The sequence below is a fragment of the Geomonas edaphica genome, assembly GCF_004917075.1.
GTDB lineage: Bacteria > Desulfobacterota > Desulfuromonadia > Geobacterales > Geobacteraceae > Geomonas > Geomonas edaphica.
Genome location: NZ_SSYB01000002.1, coordinates 505,550 through 525,269, shown reverse-complemented (window position 1 = coordinate 525,269; position 19,720 = coordinate 505,550). Strand labels below are relative to the sequence as shown.

The window sequence follows — 19,720 nt, the reverse complement described above, 5'->3', positions numbered from 1 at the left end:
GGTGTAAAGACTCAAACAAGGCGGAACCGTGGTTCCGCCTCCTCCTACGCAGCCTTCGAAAGCGGGTGCACCTGACGTACCTTCAGGGCAAGTTCCTTCTCTGCCGTCTTCAGATCATAGGTCATCTGCAAATTCATCCAGTAAGTCGGCGTCTGATTTAAAGCTTTCCCGAAAAGGAGCGCCAACTCCGCAGTGACGGGGCGCGCCCCTTTGATGACATGCGAAACCCGCATTGGAGAAACACCTATCGCCTTTGAAAAGGCATTCTGCGAAACGTTGAGTTCGTGGAGGATCTCCTTCAGGAAGACACCGGGATGAATGGCACGAAGGCCATTTTGGGTGGGCATGATCTTTTTCCTCAATGGTAATCGGTTATTTCGACAGCAGTTGCTTCGCCGTTCGCGAATGAAAAACAGATATGCCACTGGTCGTTGATTCTGATACTCCACTGACCTGATCTTGTGCCGGAAAGAGCTTCAAGCCGGTTTGACGGTGGCAACAGCAGGTCAGTGACTTCGCGTGCGCTGTCCAATTGGGTCAGCCGCATGATCGAACGCTGGATGATCTCCGGAGGAAGTTTTCTGGACTTCCCCGTGGCGAAGAGCCTTTCTGTTTCCTTGTTTGCAAACGATACGATCATGGCAGAATGTAAACAGATTGTTTATACCTGTCAAGAACTCCTCTCCCCGCTCCCGATCAAATAGCTCACCACTTCCCGCTCCCTCGCCGAAACCGACGTTGGCAGGATCTGCAGGTTCGTTGTCATTGAACCGCGCGGGCGGTTGTGCAATTATCTGCGCCATGGAGAGGACCATGAAAAAGAGAGCAATAAAGGATGTGGCGCGCACCGTGGCGGTGGCGGCCTACGAGGGGGCGGAACTGCTCGATGTGACCGGACCGATCGAGGTGTTCAACATGCTGAACCGCTGCCTTTCGGAAACGGCGCCGGAACAGCGGGGATACTGGATCGTGCTGCTCGCCGAAAAAAGCGGTCCCTTCACGACCTGTCCCGGGGTGCGCATCGTCGCGGACCACGCCTGGGACGAGTTCCCCGAGACGGCGGACACCATCCTCGTTCCCGGAAGCCCGGATGCGGCGCTGGAGGTAGCGCTTAAGAACCGGCGGCTCGTCGAGTGGCTGGCGCAGGTCGGACCGCGCACACGGCGCCTCGTCTCGGTCTGCACCGGCGCCTTCCTGCTTGCCGAGGCGGGACTTTTAAACGGCCGCCGCGCCACGACACACTGGCTCGACTTGGAGCGGCTGCGCCGCGAATACCCGGAGGTGGAGGTGGAGAACGACGCCATCTACACCCGCGACGGATCGGTCGCCACTTCGGCCGGGGTGACCGCAGGGATGGATCTGGCGCTTGCGCTCGTCGAGGAGGATTTCGGCAGGAAGATGGCGCTCGCCGTGGCAAGACGCCTGGTGATGTTCCTGAAAAGGCCTGGCGGGCAGGCCCAGTTCAGCACGCAACTGAGGGCCCAGATGGTCGAGGGGGGGCAGCTCGCGCCGCTTCTGTCCTGGCTTAAGGAAAACCGCTGTGGCAGGGTCACCGTCGAGGAGTTGGCGGACCGGGCGGCGATGAGCCCGAGGAACTTCGCCCGGGTCTTCGTCCGCGAGACCGGCACGACGCCGGCCAGGTACCTGGACCAGTTAAAGCTGGAGCGCTCCATCGCCCTCTTGGAGGAAAGTACGCTGCCGCTCGAGCGGGTGGCGCGTGACAGTGGTTTCACCGGCGCCGAACAGATGCGGCGCACCTTCATCCGAGAAGTCGGCGTCACCCCGATCGCCTACCGGACGCGGTTTTAGTCCTTTGGGGTGCTTTAAAACCGATTCAAACAGGGATGAAGGGGATGCAGGGGATACAGGCATAAAACCCTGTCTCACGCAAAGCCGCAAAGGCGCAAAGACAAGCAGAAACATGGAAAGGATTTTGGTTTACCCTCAAAGTCTTTTTCTTTTCAAGGATTTATCCCTTTTATCCCCTTCATCTCTGTTAAATAAGCCTTTGTTTTTAAAAAGGAGGTTGCCATGCGTTGCGAGCTGCAAAAAGGAGAGCTGCTCACCCTGCAGCCTGGGGACGGGATCGAATCGATCACCCTTACCACTGGGAAGCTCTGGCTCACGAGAACCGACGACACCCGCGATTACTGTCTGTCGGCGGGAGCACGGCTCGAGGTACGCAACGGGGAGACGCTCTTTCTGGAAGCGTTCGCTCCTTGCGCCCTCCTCATCCAGAGCCGCGGCTGCCGCGGCGCGCTCCGCGTGGTCACCCCCTGGGCACGTCCGCTTTTCCGCCCCGCCTGATCGCAAGCCGCCGAACTTACCCCTTCACTGCGGGAGCGAGCGGCCAACTGATGATGACCACGCCGAGCACGCAGGTGGCGATGCCGACGAGCCTCAGCCAGTGCATCTCCCCCCCCAGGAACCAGTAGGAAAGGAGCAGCACCAGGGCGGACTGGCAGCCGATGATGGCGATGGCGTACCCGGCGTTAGCACTCGTCGAGGTGGCGAGAAACATGGCCCAGTTCCCGAGCACGCTGCAGGCGCCCGCGGCGACCAACAGCGGAACGGCGGACTTCCACGCATCCCACATCCCCCAATCCCCCGCCGACCAGACCGCGAAGGATACCGTCAGCACCAGCGAGAGCACCAGCATCGCGAAGGGGACCGACACGCCGCGCTTCACGGCCGCGGTCATGAACATCACCATAAGGGCGAAACTCACCAAAGCGGTGAGTGCCTGAGTTACGTAATTCCACATGCCGACCTCCTTTGTCATGGCAGGGGCCGGGGATCCAGCGCCTGCCTTATCGTATGACCGAGCACCTTCATGGTGTAGGGTTTCATGAGGCAGGCCCTGATGCCGGCCTCGCGGTCCGCCTCATCGAAGGTCTCCTTGAACCCTGTGCAAAGTATGATGGGGATGTCCGGCCGCAGGGCGGAGATCTCGCGGGCGAGTGCCTTGCCGGAAAGTCCAGGCATGGTGAGGTCGGTGATCACCAGATCGAAAGCGGCGGGATCGGCCCGGAAAAGTTCCAGGGCGGCCGTACCGCTAAGGGTGGTGACCACGCTGTAGCCCAGGTTCTCCAGTATCCCCCTGCCGAGGACGGTGAGGGACTCCTCGTCATCCACGAACAGGATACGCTCACGCCCCTGGAGCATCTGCTCCGGCACGTCCTCCTCCTTGACGATCTCGTCAATCACCGCGGGAAGGAGGATTTCGAAGCAGGTCCCCACCCCTACCTCACTGTGCACGGAGATGGCGCCGCCGTGGTTCTTGACGATTCCCTGCACCACCGCGAGCCCGAGTCCGGTACCCTGCCCGGCCGGTTTCGTCGTGAAGTAGGGATCGAAAATGCGCTCCAGGGTGCGGCTCTCGATGCCGGGTCCGGTGTCGCGCACCGACAGCCTCAAGTGGTCGACCGGGTCGAGAAACGGAAATGGCATCAGCACGGGTGAGCCGACAGGGACCAACTCAAGGGAGACGGTCAAAGTCCCCCCCTGCGGCAGCATGGCGTGGTAGGCGTTGGTGCAGAGGTTCATCAGTACCTGGTGCAACTGTGTGGCGTCGGCGCGCACCTTGTCCGTTTCAGGGGGGACGGAAACTTCCTTGCGGATGGCGATCGTGGCGGGAAACGAGGAACGGAGCAGCCTCATGGCGTCGTCCATCACCGTCAGCATATGCACCGGTTTTCGCTCCTGTTCGGTGCGCCTGCTGAAGCTCAGGATCTGCCGCACCAAGTCGGCCGCGCGCTGGGCCGCCGTGAAGACCTGCTCCATCTCCGGGCGCCCCGCCCCGTCCTGCGGCAGCTTGTGCAGTACCATGTCGGTGAAGCCGAGGATCGAGGTGAGTATGTTGTTGAAATCGTGGGCGATACCGGCGGCCAGCGTTCCGATCGCCTCCATCTTCTGGGCCTGCCTGAGCTCCTTTTCCGTCCTTCTCAGTTCCGCGGTCCGCTCTTCAACTCGCTGTTCCAGAAGTTCGTTCGCCTCGAGGACGGCGCGTGCCGCCACCTCGGCCCTCTCCTTGGCCACAACCAGCTCGGCGGTCCGCTCCCGCACCACTTCCTCCAGGTGGTCGCGATACCTGAGCATCTCGGCCTCGGCGACCTTCTGCTCGGTGATGTCGGTGCCGCTGCCGATCCAGCGCACGATCCGCTCGGACTCGTCGCGCTGCGCCACGGCCCGGGAGAGGACCCAGCGGTACTCGCCGTCGAACCTGCGGTTGCGGTGCAGGCAATTGTACGGCTCTCCGGTTTCCAGCGAGTGTTTCCACTTCTGCGCAGTCATGGCGACGTCGTCGGGATGGATGATGCTGCGCCACGGCTCCGGATCGGGCTCGCCGGGGATCAGTCCGTTGAACTCGTACCAGCGAAGGTTTGCGAAGTCCTGCGCCCCATCAGGCGTGGCGGTCCAAACGATCTGCGGAATGGTATCGATGATGAAACGATAGAGCGCGGTTTCTTCGCTGTCACTTGGCTTGTCGATCACTCGGCCCTCTGTAAGTCACCTTCGCATTATAGTGACACCATTGCACTGAGCGATGTCATCAATAACATGTAATGATTTAGAAAATGAGCATGTCGGAAAATATACAGGTCTTTTCTGACAGTTCAAGAGAATGTTATTACAGTGAATCCTGCTATTACTACTGTGCATCGAGCACCTCGCGCACCTTGCGCAACAACTGCTCTCCACTGAAAGGCTTGGAGAGGAGCGCGGTACCGCGATCCAAGATGCCGCGATGGGAAATGATCTCCTCACCGTATCCCGACATGAACAGGGTTTTCACGCCGGGCCTGACCCTCAGCACCTGATCTTGCAACTCCTTGCCGTTCAACATCGGCATGACCACGTCGGTCAAAAGTAGATGGATTTCGCCCTGGTAGCTCTCGCACGTGGCCAGGGCATCGGCCCCTCCGCGCGCCGGCAGAACGTGATACCCCGCCTGTTCGAGCATGACGCGGGTGAGGTTCAAGACCTGCTCCTCGTCCTCGACGACCAGCACCGTCTCGGTGCCGGCGGCTTGCGTCTCGTGACTGTTTTCCTGCGCCTTTGCCGCCTCCTCCACGGTGCGGGGGAAGTAGATGCGGAACGTGGTGCCGGCGCCAGGGGCGCTCTCCACCTGGATCGCGCCGGCATTTTGCCGCACTATGCCGTACACCGTTGAGAGTCCAAGCCCGGTCCCCTTCCCTTCCTTCTTTGTAGTGAAGAACGGCTCGAAAATCCGCTCCTGGGTCGGCAGGTCCATACCGGTGCCGGTGTCGCTGAATGCGAGCAGAACATATTCGCCGGGCGCGAGTTGCAGATGCATGCTCTCGTCCGGGTCCAAGTTGACGTTTGCGGTGGCTATGGTCACCTTTCCCACCCCCTGCACGGCGTCCCGCGCGTTCACCGCCAGGTTGGTGAGGATCTGGTGCGCCTGGGAAGGGTCGATCCTGATGTTCCACAGCGCCTCCGCTGCTTGAAACTCCACCTCCAGGTCCTCCCCGATGAGCCGCGAGAGCATCTTGCGCTGCTCCGCGATCAGCTCGTTGAGATCCACTACCCGTGGCGCCGCGGCCTGCTTGCGCGAGAAGGCAAGCAGTTGCCTCGTCAGTTCAGCCGAGCGTTCTCCCGCCTTTCTGACCTGCTCCAGGTTGCGGTACTGGGGGTCCTCCGCATCGAGATCGACCATGGCGAGCTGGGTGAAACCGACGATCACGCTCAGCATGTTGTTGAAGTCGTGGGCGATGCCTCCGGCAAGCTGGCCGATCGCCTCCATCTTCTGTGCCTGGCGCAGCTCCGTCTCGAACCGGTCGCGCTCGTCCTGCATGCGGACCCTCTCCCGCCCTTGTTCGATGTTGTGGATGGCGAAGGCCACGTCTCCGGCAAGCCCCGCGAAAAGCTCGGTCTCCTCGCTGTCGCCCCCCTCGTGGCCGTTCAGGGAGACCACCATCAGCCCGTGCAGGTCCTGTTCGTAACGCAAGACAATGCACATGGTCCTTTGCTCCCTCAGCCCCTTGGAAAGAGGACAATCAACACAGATGTGCCCCCCCTCCGTGATGCTGAACACTCCGGTCCGGCCGATCTCCTTGCGGCAGCACGACGGGATGCCTTCCCGCTCCAGCATCTCGGCCACTCCCGGGAAGGGGTCGCCGGCGCCAGACTGCGCCACATGGAGAACGCCTCCTGCCCGGTCGGTGAGCACGATGAGGGCGCTGCCGTAACCGCGGTGCTCGACGAGAAGCTGGCACACCCCCTCGATCAGACGCAGCGGGTCCTGCTCCCTCACGATGAGCTGGTCTACCATGCGCACCGCACGCAGCACCCGGTTCAGATGCTCGACGCGAGCCTCTACCAGCTTGGGCTCGGTGATGTCGGTGGCGACGCCGTCCCAGACGACGACCCCGTCAGACCTCTCCCTCGGGCGGGAGCGCAGCTGCAGCCAGCGCCACTCCCCGTCGGCGCGCCGCATGCGCAGCTCCATCTTGAAATCGGACAACGCATCGCCACTGGCCTTTTCCTGCCTGGCAAGTTCAGGCAGTTGCCCAGGGTCGATCTGCCGGTGCAGCGCCCAGGCGTCCGCAAGCACGGCCTCCCTGGTGACGCCGTGCACCCGCTCCAATCCGGCGCTCAGGTAGACGAAGCGGGTGCGGCCATCCGCCTCGTGAAGGTACTGGTACACGTAACTTTCCGGCAGGTTGTCGCCTAGAAGGCGCAGACGCTCCTCGCTTTCCCGAAGCGTCGCCTCGGCCTCCTCGCGGGCGGCCGCCGCGGAGAGAAGCATCCCCCGCACCTTCTCGATCTCGGCGATGGGAGCGCCCGTTTCGGGAACTGCTTGCGGCGTATGAGCAAGCGCCTCCACCGAGCGCGCAAGACGTCGGCCTGCGAGCATGGCACCGGCCACACTCACGAAGGTTGCCGCCGCGATTGCGGCCAACATGGCGAGAACGGCGCCTTGCATGGGAGCCCCGTAGGTCCTTTCCGGCACCTCGACCACCACGGACCATGGTGCCAGTGTCGACCCGCCTATGAAACGCCCCAAAGAGCCCTGCGCCCGTTTCGGGTGCTCCCCTTTCGGGGAGCGGCTGGCGATCACGGCGTTGTTACTGTCCAAGACGGAGACCGACCAGTCCGCAGGGATGACCAGCTCGTCGAGGCGGTGCTGGAATTTGCTCGCTTCGGTAAGGCAGAGAAGGACGTGCGTGGTGCGCCCGTCGCGGACCACCGGCACGGCGATCGATACAAGCGGGGTCTTGGCGACGGGACCGAAGAAGAGGTCGCTCACCGCTGGCCTCCCGGTCGTCGTGACAACGCTGAATGCAGAACGCCCCCGCACCACCGGTAGATGAGGCAGCGGCATCCCCAGGGGAACGCGCGTGTTGAGGATCATCTGTTTTGAGAGGTCGGATAAAAGGACGTGACTGTCGAAGGTGCGACGGAAGAGCTGCGCCTCCTGGTACAGCTCGCCGAGACGGGCCGGGTCGCCGACCGAGGAAGAAGCGGCAAGGACCTGCAGCCCCGACACCAGCGACTCCACCTGCCTGTCAAGAGCGATGGTGACGTTGCGCGTCAGGGTTTGGGCCTGGAGCTGGTATTGCGTTTTGAGGGCGCTGACGTTGTCGGCGGCAAGATACGCCGCGAGCAGCACGAGGGGCAGCACGCAGATCAATATCAGCCGGGTGAGGAAGGTTCTCAGTGACATGCCAGCATCCTTCGATAGGCTCTTGCTTGGACATGGCTGAAAACGGTGGCCACTGGATCAGGTCGAGTGAAGGGACGGGCGAAAGCGCATTCTGCCTTTCAAAAATCCACATGAAAGCGTATCGACAAACGCCCCGGTGACTTTAGTCGATAATGGCGGAACCGTTACTGCTTGTACTGATCGCAGAGCGCGACGCAGACGGGGGGGCGTTTATATTGACTCTATTTCAGCAGCGTGTGCTCAAGAAGGATCTTGAGTCCGATGAGACAGAGGACCACCCCGCCGCAAACCTCCACCCTCTTTCCCCAATTGTCGCCCAGCTTTCGCCCAAGGAGCATGCCGGTTACCGTGAGGACGCCGGCGACGAGGCCTATGACCACGGAGGGAACCCAGACGCTTACGCCCAGCATGGCGAGGGAAAGACCGACCGCGAAGGCGTCGATGCTGGTGGCTATCGAAAGCATCACCATGGTGAGTCCGCGGGTCGGATCGGAAGGGTCCCCATCCTCTTCGTCATCGAAGGCCTCGACGATCATCCTTCCGCCCACGTAGGCAAGCAGGCCGAAGGCGATCCAGTGGTCATAGGAGGTGATCCATTTCTGGACCGTGAGTCCCAAAAGCCACCCCGCGATAGGCATGATGGCCTGGAAAAGGCCGAAGTGAAAGCCCAGGCGGAAGAGGTGCCGCCCGGTGATGGGGTTTAGGACCGCGCCCGCAGCGAGGGCGACGGCGAAGGCGTCCATGGCGAGGGCCACGGCGATCCCCATGATGCTGATCCAATCCATTGTTTCTCCTGCTGATGTGGCCCGTCCTAGTACCCGTAGTCGAGGCTCTGGATCCGGCAAACGCGGCCGTCCTGAAGCTCGAGCTGGTACTGGAATTCATTGGGGCCGAAGTTGAAGATCCAGTTGTCCACGACGATGGTTGTGACGGTCGCGGTCTTGGTCCCGTAAGTCCCCTTTTCCACCAACTTCCTGGAGCTCTGCGTCGCTGTGGCGGGCTCCCCGCATTTTGCCACCACCTCGCCTGCTGAATTGCCGATGGAGACGATCCCACCCTTGCACCGCATGCTCTCGGATTCGGCGGCTGATGCACAGTCAAACGCTGCCAGGGTCACGCAAAGGGCCGCAAGAAAACCAACGTGTGCTTTCATAGCCTTTCCTCCCTCAGGTGTAGTCAGTGCAGGACTATATAGCGGAAGCCTGCTTTTGAAAAGGGTATTACGCCGCGCGTCTGCCGATTACGTGCACCGAGGTGGCCTTGAAGGAGGCGAAGATCTCTTTCCCCTCGAACAGGGCAAGCTCCGCGAATGATTCGCGGGTGACGTAGGCGGTGAGCGGAAAACCGCAGTCAAGACGCAGCTTGAGGAAGGGCCCCATGGAGGCGATGCCGGCAACGCGCCCGCCGAAATGGTTGCGGGCGCTGCTTTTCTTCCCGGCAGTGGTGGTGCTCACGGTAACGTTCTCGGGGCGGATGCAGCAGTAGACGAGCGCACCGGGCTGCGCTTCCCCCACCGTGTCGATCTCGCTTCCCGCGACCTTGACCGTCATCTGCTGGAACCGGTTGCCGACCACCTCTCCTTCGAGGATGGTCTCCATACCGACGAAGTTGGCGACGAACTCGTTCACCGGGTGGTTCATCACCCCGGCGGGTGGCCCCTCCTGAACGATGCGGCCGCCGTTCATCACCACAATGCGCTGCGACATCCTGAGCGCCTCGGACTGATCGTGGGTGACGAGGATGGCGGCGATGCCGCGGTCGCGGATGACCTCGTCCATGTCCTCGGTGAGCGCCTGTCTCGTCGGGGGATCGAGGTTGGCGAAAGGCTCGTCGAAGAGGATCACCTCGGGTTCCACGGCAAAGGCGCGGGCGAGACTCACGCGGCGCGCCTCGCCGCCGGAGAGCTTTCTAGCCGAGCGCTGCGCCATATCGACAAGCCGGAAGCGCTCCAGGTAGGACGTGACCCGGCTCTTGATCTCACCGCGCCCCATCCCCCTGATCTTCAGCCCGCTCGCCACGTTATCGAACACGGTGGCGTCGAAGAGAAGCGGTTCCTGCAGCACCATGGCGATGCTGCGGCGCACCTTGAGCCAGTCGGCGGAATTCACTATCTCACGCCCCCGGTAGGAGACGGTGCCGCTGCTGCGCTTGATGAGTCCCAAAAGGGAGAGAAGCAGCGTAGACTTCCCCGCACCGTTGGGTCCGATCAGTGAGATGAATTCGTTTTCCGACAAAGAAAAAGAGGGTATATCGAGCACCGGCACGCCGCCTCGATCCACCCTCAGCCCTTTCAGGTCAAGCACGTTTTGTTGCTGTGTCATCTAGGTCTTTCTCGCTGCTGGATGTAGGTAAGGATGTAGTTGACCGCGAAGCAGAATAGCAGAAGGATCACCGACAGGGCAATGGCGATGTCGAAATTGCCACGCCCGGTCTCCATCACCGTCGCCGTGGTGAGGACGCGGGTGTAGCCGCGCACGTTGCCGCCGACCATGATGGAGGCGCCCACCTCTGAGATGACCCCGCCGAAACCGGCCATGACACCGGCCATGAGCGGCAGCCTCGCCTCCCGGACCAGCATCATGACCATCTGCCTTCTGGTGGCGCCAAGGGCCAGGATCTGCAGTCTCAGATTCGCCGGGAGGTTTTGCATGGCGCCGATGGTGATCCCCATGACGATGGGGGTGGCGATGACGGTCTGCGCGATGACGATGGCGGTCGGGGTGTAGAGGAGTTCCAGGTAGCCCAGGGGGCCGTTTCTCCAGAGCATGATGGAGACGAAAAGGCCCACCACCACCGGCGGCAGGCCCATCCCGGTGTTTACCACGCTCACCAGGATCTTCTTGCCGGGGAAGCTGGTCAGGGCGACCAGTGTCCCCACCGAGATGCCTATGACAAGAGAGAAGAGCGTGGCGAGCCCGGAGACCTTGAGCGACAGCAAGGCGATGCCCAGCACCTCGCTGTCGAGCGAGGCGAGGAGCTGGGCGGCCTTTAAGATCCCTTCGAGGATTACGTCCATTAATTACAGGCCCAGGGTTTTCGGGTCTTTGCCGGCATCCGGGAAGAAGAGCGGAGCGCCGAACTCCTTCTTGCCGAAGGTGGCGATGATCCCCTGGACCTTCTTGGATACCATGAAGTCGGCGAACGCCTTGGCGCCGGCGTTGTTCACCTTGGGCCACTTGGCTGGGTTCACCTCGATGACGTGGTAGACGTTGAGGAGCTTCGGCTCGCCTTCCACCATGATCTGCAGGCCGAGATGCGCCTTCTTGTTGAGGGCGAGGTAGGTACCGCGGTCGGAAAGGAGATACCCCTTCTTCTCGGCGGCGACGTTCAGAGTCTCACCCATGCCGAGACCGGTCTGCTGGAACCACTTCTGCCCTTCGGGGGTGATGCCGGCGGCCTTCAAAAGCCCCTTTTCCTTGGCGTGGGTCCCGGAGTTGTCGCCCCTGGAGAGCCAGAGGGAGCCGGTCTTCGCGATGGTCTTCAGCGCCTCGGCAGCGGTCTTCGTGCCGCGAACCTTAGCGGGATCGTTGGCAGGTCCGAGGATGATGAAGTCGTTGTGCATGACGAGCTTTCTGTTCTGGCCGAAGCCACCTTCCATGAACTTCTTCTCCGCCTCCGGGGAGTGCACGAGGAGCACGTCCGCCTCACCCTTCTCTCCCATCTTCATGGCCTGGCCGGAACCGACCGAGATGGTCTTCACGAAGTAGCCGGTCTGCTTCTCGAAGAGCGGGATCAGCACGTCGAGAAGACCGGAGTCCTGGGTGGAGGTGGTGGTGGCGAGGATGAGGTTTTTCTGCTCGGCGGCCCACCCGGTTGAGACCGAGGCGACCGCGCTCAGGAGGAACAGGGCGACGAACAGGGGAAGCATTCTTAGGATTCGATTCATGCAGGCAACTCCTTTTTTAGTGTTTTTTTTCTTTGTACCGGGAATCGTGATAGTGCTCCCGATATAGCGACACGCGTGGAAAAAGGGACGGTGTGTCTCGTCCCCTTACTGGTTTCAGCTTACGCCGAGGATGACGCTCGAGGCCTTGAAGAGGGTGCAGGCGTGTCCGCCGACCTTGAGGCCCAGGGTGGTCCCGCTTTCGTGCGTGATCACGGCGCTTATCGTGTTGCCGCCCCCCACCTCGACGTCGATTTCCGTGGAGACCGCTCCCTCGATGACCTTGACGACGGTACCGCACATGACGTTGCGGGCGCTGATCTTCGCGTCGTGCAGGTCGGTGCCGACCATGACCGAGCTCGCCTTGATGATGGCGTAGGCGGAGCCACCTTCCCTGAGGGCAAGGTTGTCGACGGCGCCGTTGGTGATGACGGCGACAAGCGGGGCCCCGCCGGTGAGGGTGAGGATGACCTCGGCGTTAACCGGCCCCCGGGTGATACTAGTGATGATTCCGGACAAAACGTTGCGAGCGCTTACTTTCATGGAAATCCTCCTCAGGAGCTGGTACAGGCTTGCAGTGTCGCCCAGCCTCCCCTCGAGATTCTCCAGGAATTTACGGTGCTCTTCCTGGAGCACGCCGTACTGCTTCACCACATCTTTGCCGTATGGGGTGAGGGTCGTCCCACCGCCCCCCCTGCCGCCGGTCACCCGCTCCACAAGCGGTTTCTCGGCAAGGTTGTTGATCATGTTGACGAGATCCCAGGCGTTCTTGTAGCTGATCCCCGCCGCCTTCGCCGCCTTGGTGATGGAGCCTAGCTCATCTATTTTCTCAAGCAGCTTGATCCGGTCGAGCCCAAGGAACTTCTGGTCGTCCTTGTGGAACCAGAGAGCCCCCTCGAGCTCAATGCCGCGTTTTGCACCATGACTCAAAATAGCACCTCGTCGTTCTTCCTATGGCAGAGACAGGTCCATTACACTGTCTGCGCTGGAAGCTTAGACATTATATGCCATGAGACCACTGTGTAAAGCTTATCTATGACTGAGTTTTACAAAACAAGGAAGGCAGACGTTATATCACAAACGACATAGCGTAAACAAGAAAAGGAAACGGGAGGAGGCGTATACATTTTTAAAGTTGGGGACGCGCCACAAAAGAGGCCTGATGCCGGTGTGAACCTGCTCCTCCCACAGGAGGGGGGAGGCCGGGAGGGGGGAAGCCGGTGAATGCTGCAGTGCTCCACCTTCCCATCTCTGTCCCTCCAGACGCCTCACCCAACGCCGTTGGTAGCCGACAGATATTCCGCCCGGTTCCAGGTGGTCATGCAGGAAGGATGGATGGGATCGGGCTGGCAAAGGTAGGTTTCATCGCCAGGATGGCCGGTGATGCGCATCCCCGCGGAACGGAGCATCGCCTCGATACCGGCGTGGTTCGCGATCCACCAGTTGGTAGGATCGCCGGCGAAGCGCTCCTCGATGAAGGACATCTTCGGCCACCCCGGTCCGAGGAGGGCGTCGCGTTCGTTGATCCAGAAGTCGTGCTGCCCCGCCACCTCGCGGCCGGGCATGGTGATGGATTGGAAAACGAGCATCCCCGCCGTCTTCTGGGCCACGATATCGAGGGCGAGCATCGGGTAGCGCAGGTGGTAGAAGACCCCCATGAAGAGGACGAGGTCGAACTTCCCATGGATGCGGGCCAGGTCGTACACCTGCATCTGCCGGAATTCGACGCGGTCACGCAGGCCGTACTGCTCGGCGGCCCAGTCGGCCTGTTCGAGGTAGTGCCCGTCGCAGTCGATCCCCAGGACGCGTGCCCCGCGACGCGCGAGCTCGAAGCTGTAAAAGCCTGCGTTGCAGCCGATGTCGAGCGCGCTCCAGCCATTCAGGTCTTCGGGGATGCATTCGGCGATCTCGCGCCATTTGAAGGAAGGGAAGTCTCCCAGGAAGTGGTCCGGGGCGGTCTCGGTGCCGTCCGGCAGGTGCAGGTTGTGAAACCAGGGGGAGAGTTCCTTGATGTCGTCTTCCAGCGTTCTTGCTTTGGCGTGGGTCATGCGGCTACCTTTCGTGAATTGTTTTCCTCGCCGCTACAGCGCGGTCAGGTATTCCTCGAGTTCTTCGGCCCGGCAGGCGGCTGAGTGGTGGCCGAGTACCCGGGCGCGGGCGCGCTCCCCGATGGCGCGTCGCTCCTCCTCGGGGAAGCGCTGCAGGAAGCGGAGCATTTCCTCGGCGCTGGAGGCTACGAGGATCTCTTCGCCCGGGGTAAAGAACTCTTCAAGGCCAGGCCAGCGGTCCGACACAACGGGAACGGCGCAGGCGGCCGCCTCGAAGAGGCGCACGCTCGGGGAATAGCCCGCGACTAGCATCTGTCTGCGGGTCAGGTTGAGCGTGAAGCGCTGCGAGCTGTAGAACTCGCTGTGACACTCCGGAGGAAGATGCTCGATGTGGTGCGTGTTCTCAGGCCACTTGAGCGAGGCGGGGTACTGCGCCCCTGCCACCACGAAACGCCCCTTGCGCCAGTGGAAGGCTGGCTGAAAAAGGAGCTGCTCCAGACCGGGCTGCCGATCGTCACTGTAGGTGCCGAGGTAGCCCAAATCCCAGCGCGGCGTCACCGGCATCGGGAAGTGCACCAGTGGGTCGACGGAACAGTAAAGGGGGCGCGCGGCACGCGAGCCGTAGTGGCGCTCAAGATGGTCGAGGGTCGGGCCGCCGGTGAAAGAGAGGTAGAGGTCGTAGCAGGGAATCAGGTCCTCGCTCAAGTACTGGCACTCCCCCCTGGCAAGGGCGGCCAGGGTCACCGGGGTGTCTATGTCGTAGAAGGCCTTGATCCCCCGCGCGTGCCGGCTTACCCACTTCCCGACCTCGATCCCCTGGTAGACGTAGGAGCCGACGATGACGCAGTCGGCATCGCAGATCTCCGGGCCGTATTCGGAGAAAAGCTCGTCCAGTGAGCCGTAGAGAAGCGTCCTGCAAAATGGCGGCTCCGGGAGGTCGCGGTGCGCCTCGTACCAACGCGCGTCGCGCTCGAGGAAGAGGATCTCGTGTCCGCGCCGATCCATCTCGCGCAAAAGGCCCCGGTAGGTGGTGGCGTGACCGTTTCCCCAGGAAGAGGTGATGGAGAGCCCAAGGACGACTATCTTCATGGCAACCTCCCGATGCGCCGCGACGATCCGGCGGAGAAGATCTCCTCGAACTGCCTTGCCCGGTGCGCGTAGGTGTGCTCGGCACGTACGCGCACCCGCGCCTTTCTACCTACCTCCGCGGCAAGCGCGGGAGTGAGCCGATCCAGGATCTGCGCCACCTCCTCGCCGTCGGCCGCGACCAGGATCTCGCGTTCCGGCTCGAAAAATTCCCCGATACCTTCCCAGAGGTCGGTGATCATGCAGGCGCCGGCACCCGCCGCCTCGAATACGCGGGTGGCAGGGGAAAAGCCGTATCGCGCCATGCCGTCGCGGCTTACGTTCAGAACCGCCATCGGGCTGCAGTTGAAGGCGTTGTGGTCGCCGGTGCCGAGGTGCCCTATGTAGCGGACGTTCTCGCTTTTGGACTTGTCCTCCCAGCCGCTGCCGGCCAAAAGGAAACTGCGCCGGGGTAGCCTTTCGGCTACGGACAGGAAGAACTCCTCGACGCGCCGTTCGCGGTCCGGCAGACGGTTCCCAAGGAAGGAGAGATCGGAGCGCAGTCGCTCGTCGGGGGGGACCGGGTGATGGGTGTCAGGGTCGAGCGCGTTGTAGATGGGGACGCACTCGCGCGCCCCGAAGCCGCGGTAGGCGCGCACCACGGGGTCGCCGCCGCCGTAGGTGAGGATCATGTCGTACAGCGGCACGAGGGGGAGAAACGGGTCCGCGGGGTCGGTACCGATCCGCTCCAAGGTCGCCGGTGCGTCCACGTCCCAGAAGATCACCTGGGTCCCTTCCCGCTTCAGACCGAGCACTTCGGCCTCGAGCAGAGCGTCGAAGACCCCGACTCCGCTCGCCTTCACCACGATATCCGAGCCGCGGGCCGCCTCGAGGGAACTGAACACTCCCTCCTCGGTCGCGGGGTAGACCACCACGGTCGCCCAGTCCGGGTCCTTCATGTCGCGGTGCGCCTGCCGGCCGTAGGCGTCCGGCTCGTAGAAAGTGACGCGGTGCCCCAGGCGGGCGAGCGCCCGCACCATGCCGCGGTAATAGGTGGCGGCACCGTTCCAGTAGGCGGATACAAGGCTCGAGGCGAAGAAGGAGATGTTGAGCGGTGCGGCCATGCAGTTATTTCCTTTCTATGCAGTTCTTCGGAGCATTCCGAGGTTCGACCGGGAATCCGGGGAAGAAATGTGTGTTCCCACGAAGCAGAAAGCGGGCCCAGCGTCCCCCCCTTTGCGAAGGGGGGCAAGGGGGGATTTGCCTTGGTTATGCCATGCAACCGAGACTATTCCTGCAAAGTGCGCAGTTGATCGCAGATGCTGCGCAACTTCTGTTCGGACCTGCCAACAAAAAGCAAATCCCCCCCGCCCCCCCTTCGCAAAGGGGGGAGCAAAAGGTCACCTGCGACGCTTCGTGGACGACCTCTTAGCCATCCCCACGGAACTTCTAATCTGCCGTCCCCAACTCCCGGCAGATGCCGAGCAGTTCGTCGACGCGGTGCCGGCAGGTGTGCCGTGCCAGAATGGTCTGCCGCCCATGCACGGCGAGCCGGTGCGCCTCATCGGGGTCCTCGAGCAGCGCCTTCATCCGGGCTTCCATCTCCCGCCCGTCGCGGGCGTAGAGAAGATCCTTACCCGCCTCGAAGAGCCCGTCGCAGTCGACCCACGGGGCGGAAAGTAGCGGGATGCCGCAGGCAAGCGCCTCGAAGGGGCGGATGGTGGGGATGCCGGGGAGCGCCTCCATGTAAGGGCGGCGCGGTATGTGTACGGTGAGCCGGAACCTGCTGAAGACCCGGGGGACGTTGAAGTTTGGGAGCCAGCCGCCGTAGCCTATCCCGTTTTCGGCAAGGAGTTGCAGCGCCTGGCGCGGATAGCGCACCCCGTACACCGCCGCTTTCAGATGTAGGCGGCGCACCGGCTCGACGAAAAACTCGCGGATCTCCTCGCTGCGCTCGTCGTCGCCCCAGTTGCCCACCCAGACCACGTCCCCCACCTTGTCAGCCCCCTCTACCGGGGCGAAGACCCTCACGTCCGCCGCCTCGTGCCAGACCCACACCTTTTTCGCCCATCCGCGCTCGAGGTAGATATCCCTGATTTTCCCGCCATAGGCGAGGACACCGTCGAAACCGGAGAGGTCATAGGCGGCCATCGCCTCGGCATCGGTGACGCTACGGTGGTGCGTGTCGTGGAAGAGGAGCCGGTAGCGCCCGCCCCCCTTGCGGTGCAGGCCGATCAGCCGGACGAGTTCGGGGTCGTTCCATTCGTGCACGATCACCAGGTCCGCCTGCGCGAGGGCTTGGTCCAGGTCGAGCTCATCCAACCTGTAACGTATCCCGACAAGCCCCGGGTAGACCTGTTCGAACTCCTGCAGCGCGTATTCGCCGCTGTCGCGCAACATGTTCCGGTAGCTCCAACCTTCCTCGGGCTCGTACACCGCGACCTCATGCCCCATGAGGCGCAGTTCGGTGACCACGCCGCGCAGGAAATGGGCGTTGCCGTGGTTCCAGTCGGAAACGATGGAGTGGTAAAACATTACGATGCGCATGGGTCCTTCCGAAGTCGCGTGATTTGTTACGCCTGCTCCCGGAGCCGGTCGTAGAGGTCGAGGTAGCCAGCAGTCATCCTGGCGGCGGAGAAGCTGCGGCTTCGCTCCAGCGCCTTTTCCCCAAGGCGCGCCTGCCGGTTACGGTCGGCGCAGAGAGCGCAGAGCTCGCCTCGCAGTGCCCCGGGGGACTCGGGATCGACGAATACGGCCGCCCCATCCCACAGCTCGCGCAGGCTCGGAATATCGCCGAGAACGAGGGCGCACCCCGAGAGGGCCGCCTCCAAAACGGTGAGCCCGAATGGCTCGTAGCGCGCGGGGAGCGCGTAGACTGACGCCGCCGCGTACCAGGGGGCAAGCACGTCGGGAGCGAGGACGCCGAGCCGGTTCACCCCCTCGACTGCAGCGGCACCGCCGTCGGGGCGGTTGATCTCGCCCGCGACGTAAACCGGCCACGGCAGGTCGTAGGCTTTCTTCACGAGGGCGGCGATGTTCTTTGCGTCATCCCATACCCGTCCCACCGTGAGGATGAAATCCTCCTTCCGCCCTGGGCGGAAGCGGGTGCGGGCCCGCGCGTTGTAGACCACCTGAGCGTCCGGCAGAGGGAGGTAGATGCGGCGGATTGCTTCCAGCATGGCCGCCGATGGGGCCGCCACCAGTCCCGCCGCGGCGAGTCCTCGGGTCACCCGGTCGCGGTATTCGTGCAGACGCTGCGGCGCCTCTTTGCCGCGCACCGCCTGGTACCAGGAAAGGACGCAGGAGTGGGCGACGACCAGGCAGGGGCTTCGCCAGGGGAGCGCTGCATGGACGTAGCCGTTCAGGTGCACGAGGTCGGGCTTAAGCTCAGCCTCTAGCGATAAAAGCCACTCCCCGCTCAGCTCGACGTCGAGCCAGGGATCGTCCATCCATTCAAGACGGTACCCGCTTTCGTAGAGGGTTACGTTCCTCTCGTCGGCCACCTCACGCCGCTGTTCCGGTGAGAGCGGCTGTCCCATAGTAGCAAGCGCCACCTGCACGCCATGGGCGGATAGGCCGCGCGCGAGTTCGAGGGCGTAGTTCCAGACCCCGCCGATGGGGTCGGCCGTCATCAGGACGAGCCCCGGCGGCGTGATTTTGCCCCCCTTCCCTGCTTTGTGGACCGGATCGTTCATGAACAACACGCCTCTCAAAGTAAGTCCCGCCTTAGCCTACCTTATTGCGTGGTTTTTGCCGGAAGGTCGGAAGCGTAGAGTTCAACTGCCCACGAAGCGCGGCAAGAGCCCTTACGTCCCCCACTTTGCGAAGGGGGGACAGGGGGGATTTGCTCTTCGTCGGCATGTACGAAATATCTCTTCCAGCACTGCAGCCGTTTCAGGAGTCAACCCAAGGCAAATCCCCTCTGTCTCCCCTTCGCAAAGGGGAGGACGCGAATTCACGGATAGCGCTTCGTGGTTTCATTGAGAGATACCTTCATGAATTCCCCAGACGAACCGCGCGCTATCTCCCGTACGCCTGGTCGAGCACCTGGGCCACGCGCACGAGGTGCTCGGCCTGCGGGTCGAAGGCGCCTCTGCCTAGCCGCAACTGCCTCGCCCAGGCGACGGCGCAGCGCCCACCCCACTCATCGGGAGGCGAGGAGATGGTCTCCGAGGCGGTGCCACGGAAGCGTTCGGCGACGAAGTCGTAGAAGGAGCCCTGGACGTTCTTGAAGCTGACGCCGCCGCGGGTGCCGTAGAAGCTCGACTCGATGACGGCGTCGCGCCCCGCGGAGACGTTCCAGGAGCAGGCAAGGCGCACGGCATGCCCCTCTTCCAGCACGAGCGACACCACTGCATAGTCCTCGACCTTGCCGCTCCCAGTCTTCAACCTCTCCCCGCCCGCGAAGATCGAGCTGGAGACGCTGCGGACCTCGGGGTAGCCGAAAAACCAGAGTGCCAAATCGACCAGATGGCTGCCAAGATCCATCAGGCAGCCACCACCGGAAAGCTCGGGATCGTAGAACCAGGGCTTGTCCGGGCCGTAGGCGTTGTGGAAGGTGAGGTCAGCGGCATAGACCTGACCGATTTCACCGGAGCTGACCAACTGGTGGATCTTCATGATCCCGTCGGCGAAACGGTAGGAGAAATCGACCCCCAAAAGCCGGTTCATCGACCGGGCCGCATGCACCACGAGTTGTGCCTCCTCGGCGTTTCTCCCCAAGGGCTTCTGGCAGAATACGGCAAGCCCCCGGTCCAGGGCGCGCAAGGCCTGGTAGCAATGCCCGGCGGAAGGGGTGGCGATCACCACCGCGTCTAGGTCGAGTTCCAGCAGCGCATCGAGATCCTCGACCAACACTGCCCCGGGGGCAAGCTTCGCCGCCTCCCGTGCGTTCTCTTCGCATGGATCGGCGATCGCCGCAACTTCCGCCTCGCCGCTCAGGGCAATGGCCTGCATCCTGTGACGGCCGATCCAGCCGGTTCCCAGAAAACCCACCCTGGGCAATGCCATTTTCTTCTTCATCCTTTCCCCTTT

The 19,720-nt window shown here is 62.6% G+C and carries 19 protein-coding genes; 2 read left to right on the top strand and 17 right to left on the bottom strand.

Annotated features, from left to right (window positions below; translation table 11 throughout):
• Window positions 1-44 precede the first annotated feature (44 nt).
• Both E8K79_RS08535 and E8K79_RS08530 read right to left on the bottom strand, forming a co-directional pair.
• Window positions 45-347, bottom strand: coding sequence for a HigA family addiction module antitoxin (locus E8K79_RS08535; RefSeq protein ID WP_136514367.1), 303 nt, complete (start codon window positions 345-347; stop codon window positions 45-47).
• An 11-nt stretch (window positions 348-358) separates the two neighbouring features.
• Window positions 359-640, bottom strand: a complete 282-nt coding sequence (locus E8K79_RS08530) for a type II toxin-antitoxin system RelE/ParE family toxin (RefSeq protein WP_136514366.1) — start codon at window positions 638-640, stop codon at window positions 359-361.
• Between the two features lie 173 nt (window positions 641-813).
• On the opposite strand from E8K79_RS08530, the gene E8K79_RS08525 reads away from it, so the two are divergent.
• Both E8K79_RS08525 and E8K79_RS08520 read left to right on the top strand, forming a co-directional pair.
• Complete coding sequence (locus E8K79_RS08525) at window positions 814-1,809, top strand: GlxA family transcriptional regulator (RefSeq protein ID WP_136514365.1); 996 nt, start codon at window positions 814-816, stop codon at window positions 1,807-1,809.
• 222 nt (window positions 1,810-2,031) lie between these two features.
• The gene (locus tag E8K79_RS08520) at window positions 2,032-2,307 is read left to right on the top strand and encodes a DUF2917 domain-containing protein (RefSeq protein ID WP_136514364.1); all 276 of its coding nucleotides are present in this window, start codon (window positions 2,032-2,034) and stop codon (window positions 2,305-2,307) included.
• A 16-nt stretch (window positions 2,308-2,323) separates the two neighbouring features.
• Here E8K79_RS08520 and E8K79_RS08515 read toward each other — a convergent pair whose 3' ends face one another.
• The 15 genes from E8K79_RS08515 to E8K79_RS08440 form a co-directional block, all read right to left on the bottom strand.
• Window positions 2,324-2,764, bottom strand: coding sequence for an EamA family transporter (locus E8K79_RS08515; protein WP_136514363.1), 441 nt, complete (start codon window positions 2,762-2,764; stop codon window positions 2,324-2,326).
• 14 nt (window positions 2,765-2,778) lie between these two features.
• A complete protein-coding gene (locus tag E8K79_RS08510) occupies window positions 2,779-4,494 on the bottom strand; it encodes a hybrid sensor histidine kinase/response regulator (RefSeq protein ID WP_246043766.1) in 1,716 nt (571 codons plus the stop codon).
• A gap of 157 nt (window positions 4,495-4,651) precedes the next feature.
• Complete coding sequence (locus tag E8K79_RS08505) at window positions 4,652-7,690, bottom strand: ATP-binding protein (RefSeq protein WP_136514362.1); 3,039 nt, start codon at window positions 7,688-7,690, stop codon at window positions 4,652-4,654.
• Window positions 7,691-7,911: 221 nt separating this feature from the next.
• Complete coding sequence (locus E8K79_RS08500; RefSeq protein WP_136514361.1) at window positions 7,912-8,475, bottom strand: manganese efflux pump MntP; 564 nt, start codon at window positions 8,473-8,475, stop codon at window positions 7,912-7,914.
• A 26-nt stretch (window positions 8,476-8,501) separates the two neighbouring features.
• Window positions 8,502-8,843, bottom strand: coding sequence for a DUF2845 domain-containing protein (locus E8K79_RS08495; protein WP_136514360.1), 342 nt, complete (start codon window positions 8,841-8,843; stop codon window positions 8,502-8,504).
• A gap of 67 nt (window positions 8,844-8,910) precedes the next feature.
• The gene (locus E8K79_RS08490; protein ID WP_136514359.1) at window positions 8,911-10,011 is read right to left on the bottom strand and encodes an ABC transporter ATP-binding protein; all 1,101 of its coding nucleotides are present in this window, start codon (window positions 10,009-10,011) and stop codon (window positions 8,911-8,913) included.
• Window positions 10,008-10,706 carry an ABC transporter permease gene (locus tag E8K79_RS08485; protein WP_136514358.1) on the bottom strand — a complete coding sequence of 233 codons (699 nt, stop codon included), beginning with the start codon at window positions 10,704-10,706 and terminating at the stop codon, window positions 10,008-10,010. Before E8K79_RS08485 ends, E8K79_RS08490 begins: the two co-directional genes overlap by 4 nt.
• Before the next feature lie 3 nt (window positions 10,707-10,709).
• Window positions 10,710-11,576 carry a substrate-binding domain-containing protein gene (locus E8K79_RS08480; protein WP_135870418.1) on the bottom strand — a complete coding sequence of 289 codons (867 nt, stop codon included), beginning with the start codon at window positions 11,574-11,576 and terminating at the stop codon, window positions 10,710-10,712.
• A 114-nt stretch (window positions 11,577-11,690) separates the two neighbouring features.
• Window positions 11,691-12,503: a TOBE domain-containing protein gene (locus E8K79_RS08475; protein ID WP_136514357.1), complete on the bottom strand. Its 813-nt coding sequence runs from the start codon at window positions 12,501-12,503 to the stop codon at window positions 11,691-11,693.
• A 338-nt stretch (window positions 12,504-12,841) separates the two neighbouring features.
• The gene (locus E8K79_RS08470) at window positions 12,842-13,621 is read right to left on the bottom strand and encodes a TIGR04290 family methyltransferase (RefSeq protein WP_136514356.1); all 780 of its coding nucleotides are present in this window, start codon (window positions 13,619-13,621) and stop codon (window positions 12,842-12,844) included.
• A 33-nt stretch (window positions 13,622-13,654) separates the two neighbouring features.
• Window positions 13,655-14,710: a CgeB family protein gene (locus E8K79_RS08465; RefSeq protein WP_136514355.1), complete on the bottom strand. Its 1,056-nt coding sequence runs from the start codon at window positions 14,708-14,710 to the stop codon at window positions 13,655-13,657.
• Window positions 14,707-15,810 carry a CgeB family protein gene (locus tag E8K79_RS08460; RefSeq protein ID WP_136514354.1) on the bottom strand — a complete coding sequence of 368 codons (1,104 nt, stop codon included), beginning with the start codon at window positions 15,808-15,810 and terminating at the stop codon, window positions 14,707-14,709. Before E8K79_RS08460 ends, E8K79_RS08465 begins: the two co-directional genes overlap by 4 nt.
• Window positions 15,811-16,135: 325 nt before the next feature.
• Window positions 16,136-17,233, bottom strand: a complete 1,098-nt coding sequence (locus tag E8K79_RS08455; protein WP_136514353.1) for a CgeB family protein — start codon at window positions 17,231-17,233, stop codon at window positions 16,136-16,138.
• A gap of 26 nt (window positions 17,234-17,259) precedes the next feature.
• Window positions 17,260-18,381, bottom strand: a complete 1,122-nt coding sequence (locus E8K79_RS08450) for a glycosyltransferase family 4 protein (RefSeq protein ID WP_136514352.1) — start codon at window positions 18,379-18,381, stop codon at window positions 17,260-17,262.
• Window positions 18,382-18,706: 325 nt separating this feature from the next.
• On the bottom strand, window positions 18,707-19,708 hold the full coding sequence (locus E8K79_RS08440; protein WP_136514351.1) for a Gfo/Idh/MocA family protein: 1,002 nt from the start codon (window positions 19,706-19,708) through the stop codon (window positions 18,707-18,709).
• Window positions 19,709-19,720: the final 12 nt, after the last annotated feature.

Bases quoted from the DNA above. Each gene is read 5' to 3' on its own strand.
- E8K79_RS08535 (WP_136514367.1), bottom strand. From the start codon at position 347: ATGCCCACCCAAAATGGCCTTCGTGCCATTCATCCCGGTGTCTTCCTG.
- E8K79_RS08530 (WP_136514366.1), bottom strand. From the start codon at position 640: ATGATCGTATCGTTTGCAAACAAGGAAACAGAAAGGCTCTTCGCCACG.
- E8K79_RS08525 (WP_136514365.1), top strand. From the start codon at position 814: ATGAAAAAGAGAGCAATAAAGGATGTGGCGCGCACCGTGGCGGTGGCG.
- E8K79_RS08520 (WP_136514364.1), top strand. From the start codon at position 2,032: ATGCGTTGCGAGCTGCAAAAAGGAGAGCTGCTCACCCTGCAGCCTGGG.
- E8K79_RS08515 (WP_136514363.1), bottom strand. From the start codon at position 2,764: ATGTGGAATTACGTAACTCAGGCACTCACCGCTTTGGTGAGTTTCGCC.
- E8K79_RS08505 (WP_136514362.1), bottom strand. From the start codon at position 7,690: ATGTCACTGAGAACCTTCCTCACCCGGCTGATATTGATCTGCGTGCTG.
- E8K79_RS08500 (WP_136514361.1), bottom strand. From the start codon at position 8,475: ATGGATTGGATCAGCATCATGGGGATCGCCGTGGCCCTCGCCATGGAC.
- E8K79_RS08495 (WP_136514360.1), bottom strand. From the start codon at position 8,843: ATGAAAGCACACGTTGGTTTTCTTGCGGCCCTTTGCGTGACCCTGGCA.
- E8K79_RS08490 (WP_136514359.1), bottom strand. From the start codon at position 10,011: ATGACACAGCAACAAAACGTGCTTGACCTGAAAGGGCTGAGGGTGGAT.
- E8K79_RS08485 (WP_136514358.1), bottom strand. From the start codon at position 10,706: ATGGACGTAATCCTCGAAGGGATCTTAAAGGCCGCCCAGCTCCTCGCC.
- E8K79_RS08480 (WP_135870418.1), bottom strand. From the start codon at position 11,576: ATGAATCGAATCCTAAGAATGCTTCCCCTGTTCGTCGCCCTGTTCCTC.
- E8K79_RS08470 (WP_136514356.1), bottom strand. From the start codon at position 13,621: ATGACCCACGCCAAAGCAAGAACGCTGGAAGACGACATCAAGGAACTC.
- E8K79_RS08465 (WP_136514355.1), bottom strand. From the start codon at position 14,710: ATGAAGATAGTCGTCCTTGGGCTCTCCATCACCTCTTCCTGGGGAAAC.
- E8K79_RS08460 (WP_136514354.1), bottom strand. From the start codon at position 15,810: ATGGCCGCACCGCTCAACATCTCCTTCTTCGCCTCGAGCCTTGTATCC.
- E8K79_RS08455 (WP_136514353.1), bottom strand. From the start codon at position 17,233: ATGCGCATCGTAATGTTTTACCACTCCATCGTTTCCGACTGGAACCAC.
- E8K79_RS08450 (WP_136514352.1), bottom strand. From the start codon at position 18,381: ATGAACGATCCGGTCCACAAAGCAGGGAAGGGGGGCAAAATCACGCCG.
- E8K79_RS08440 (WP_136514351.1), bottom strand. From the start codon at position 19,708: ATGAAGAAGAAAATGGCATTGCCCAGGGTGGGTTTTCTGGGAACCGGC.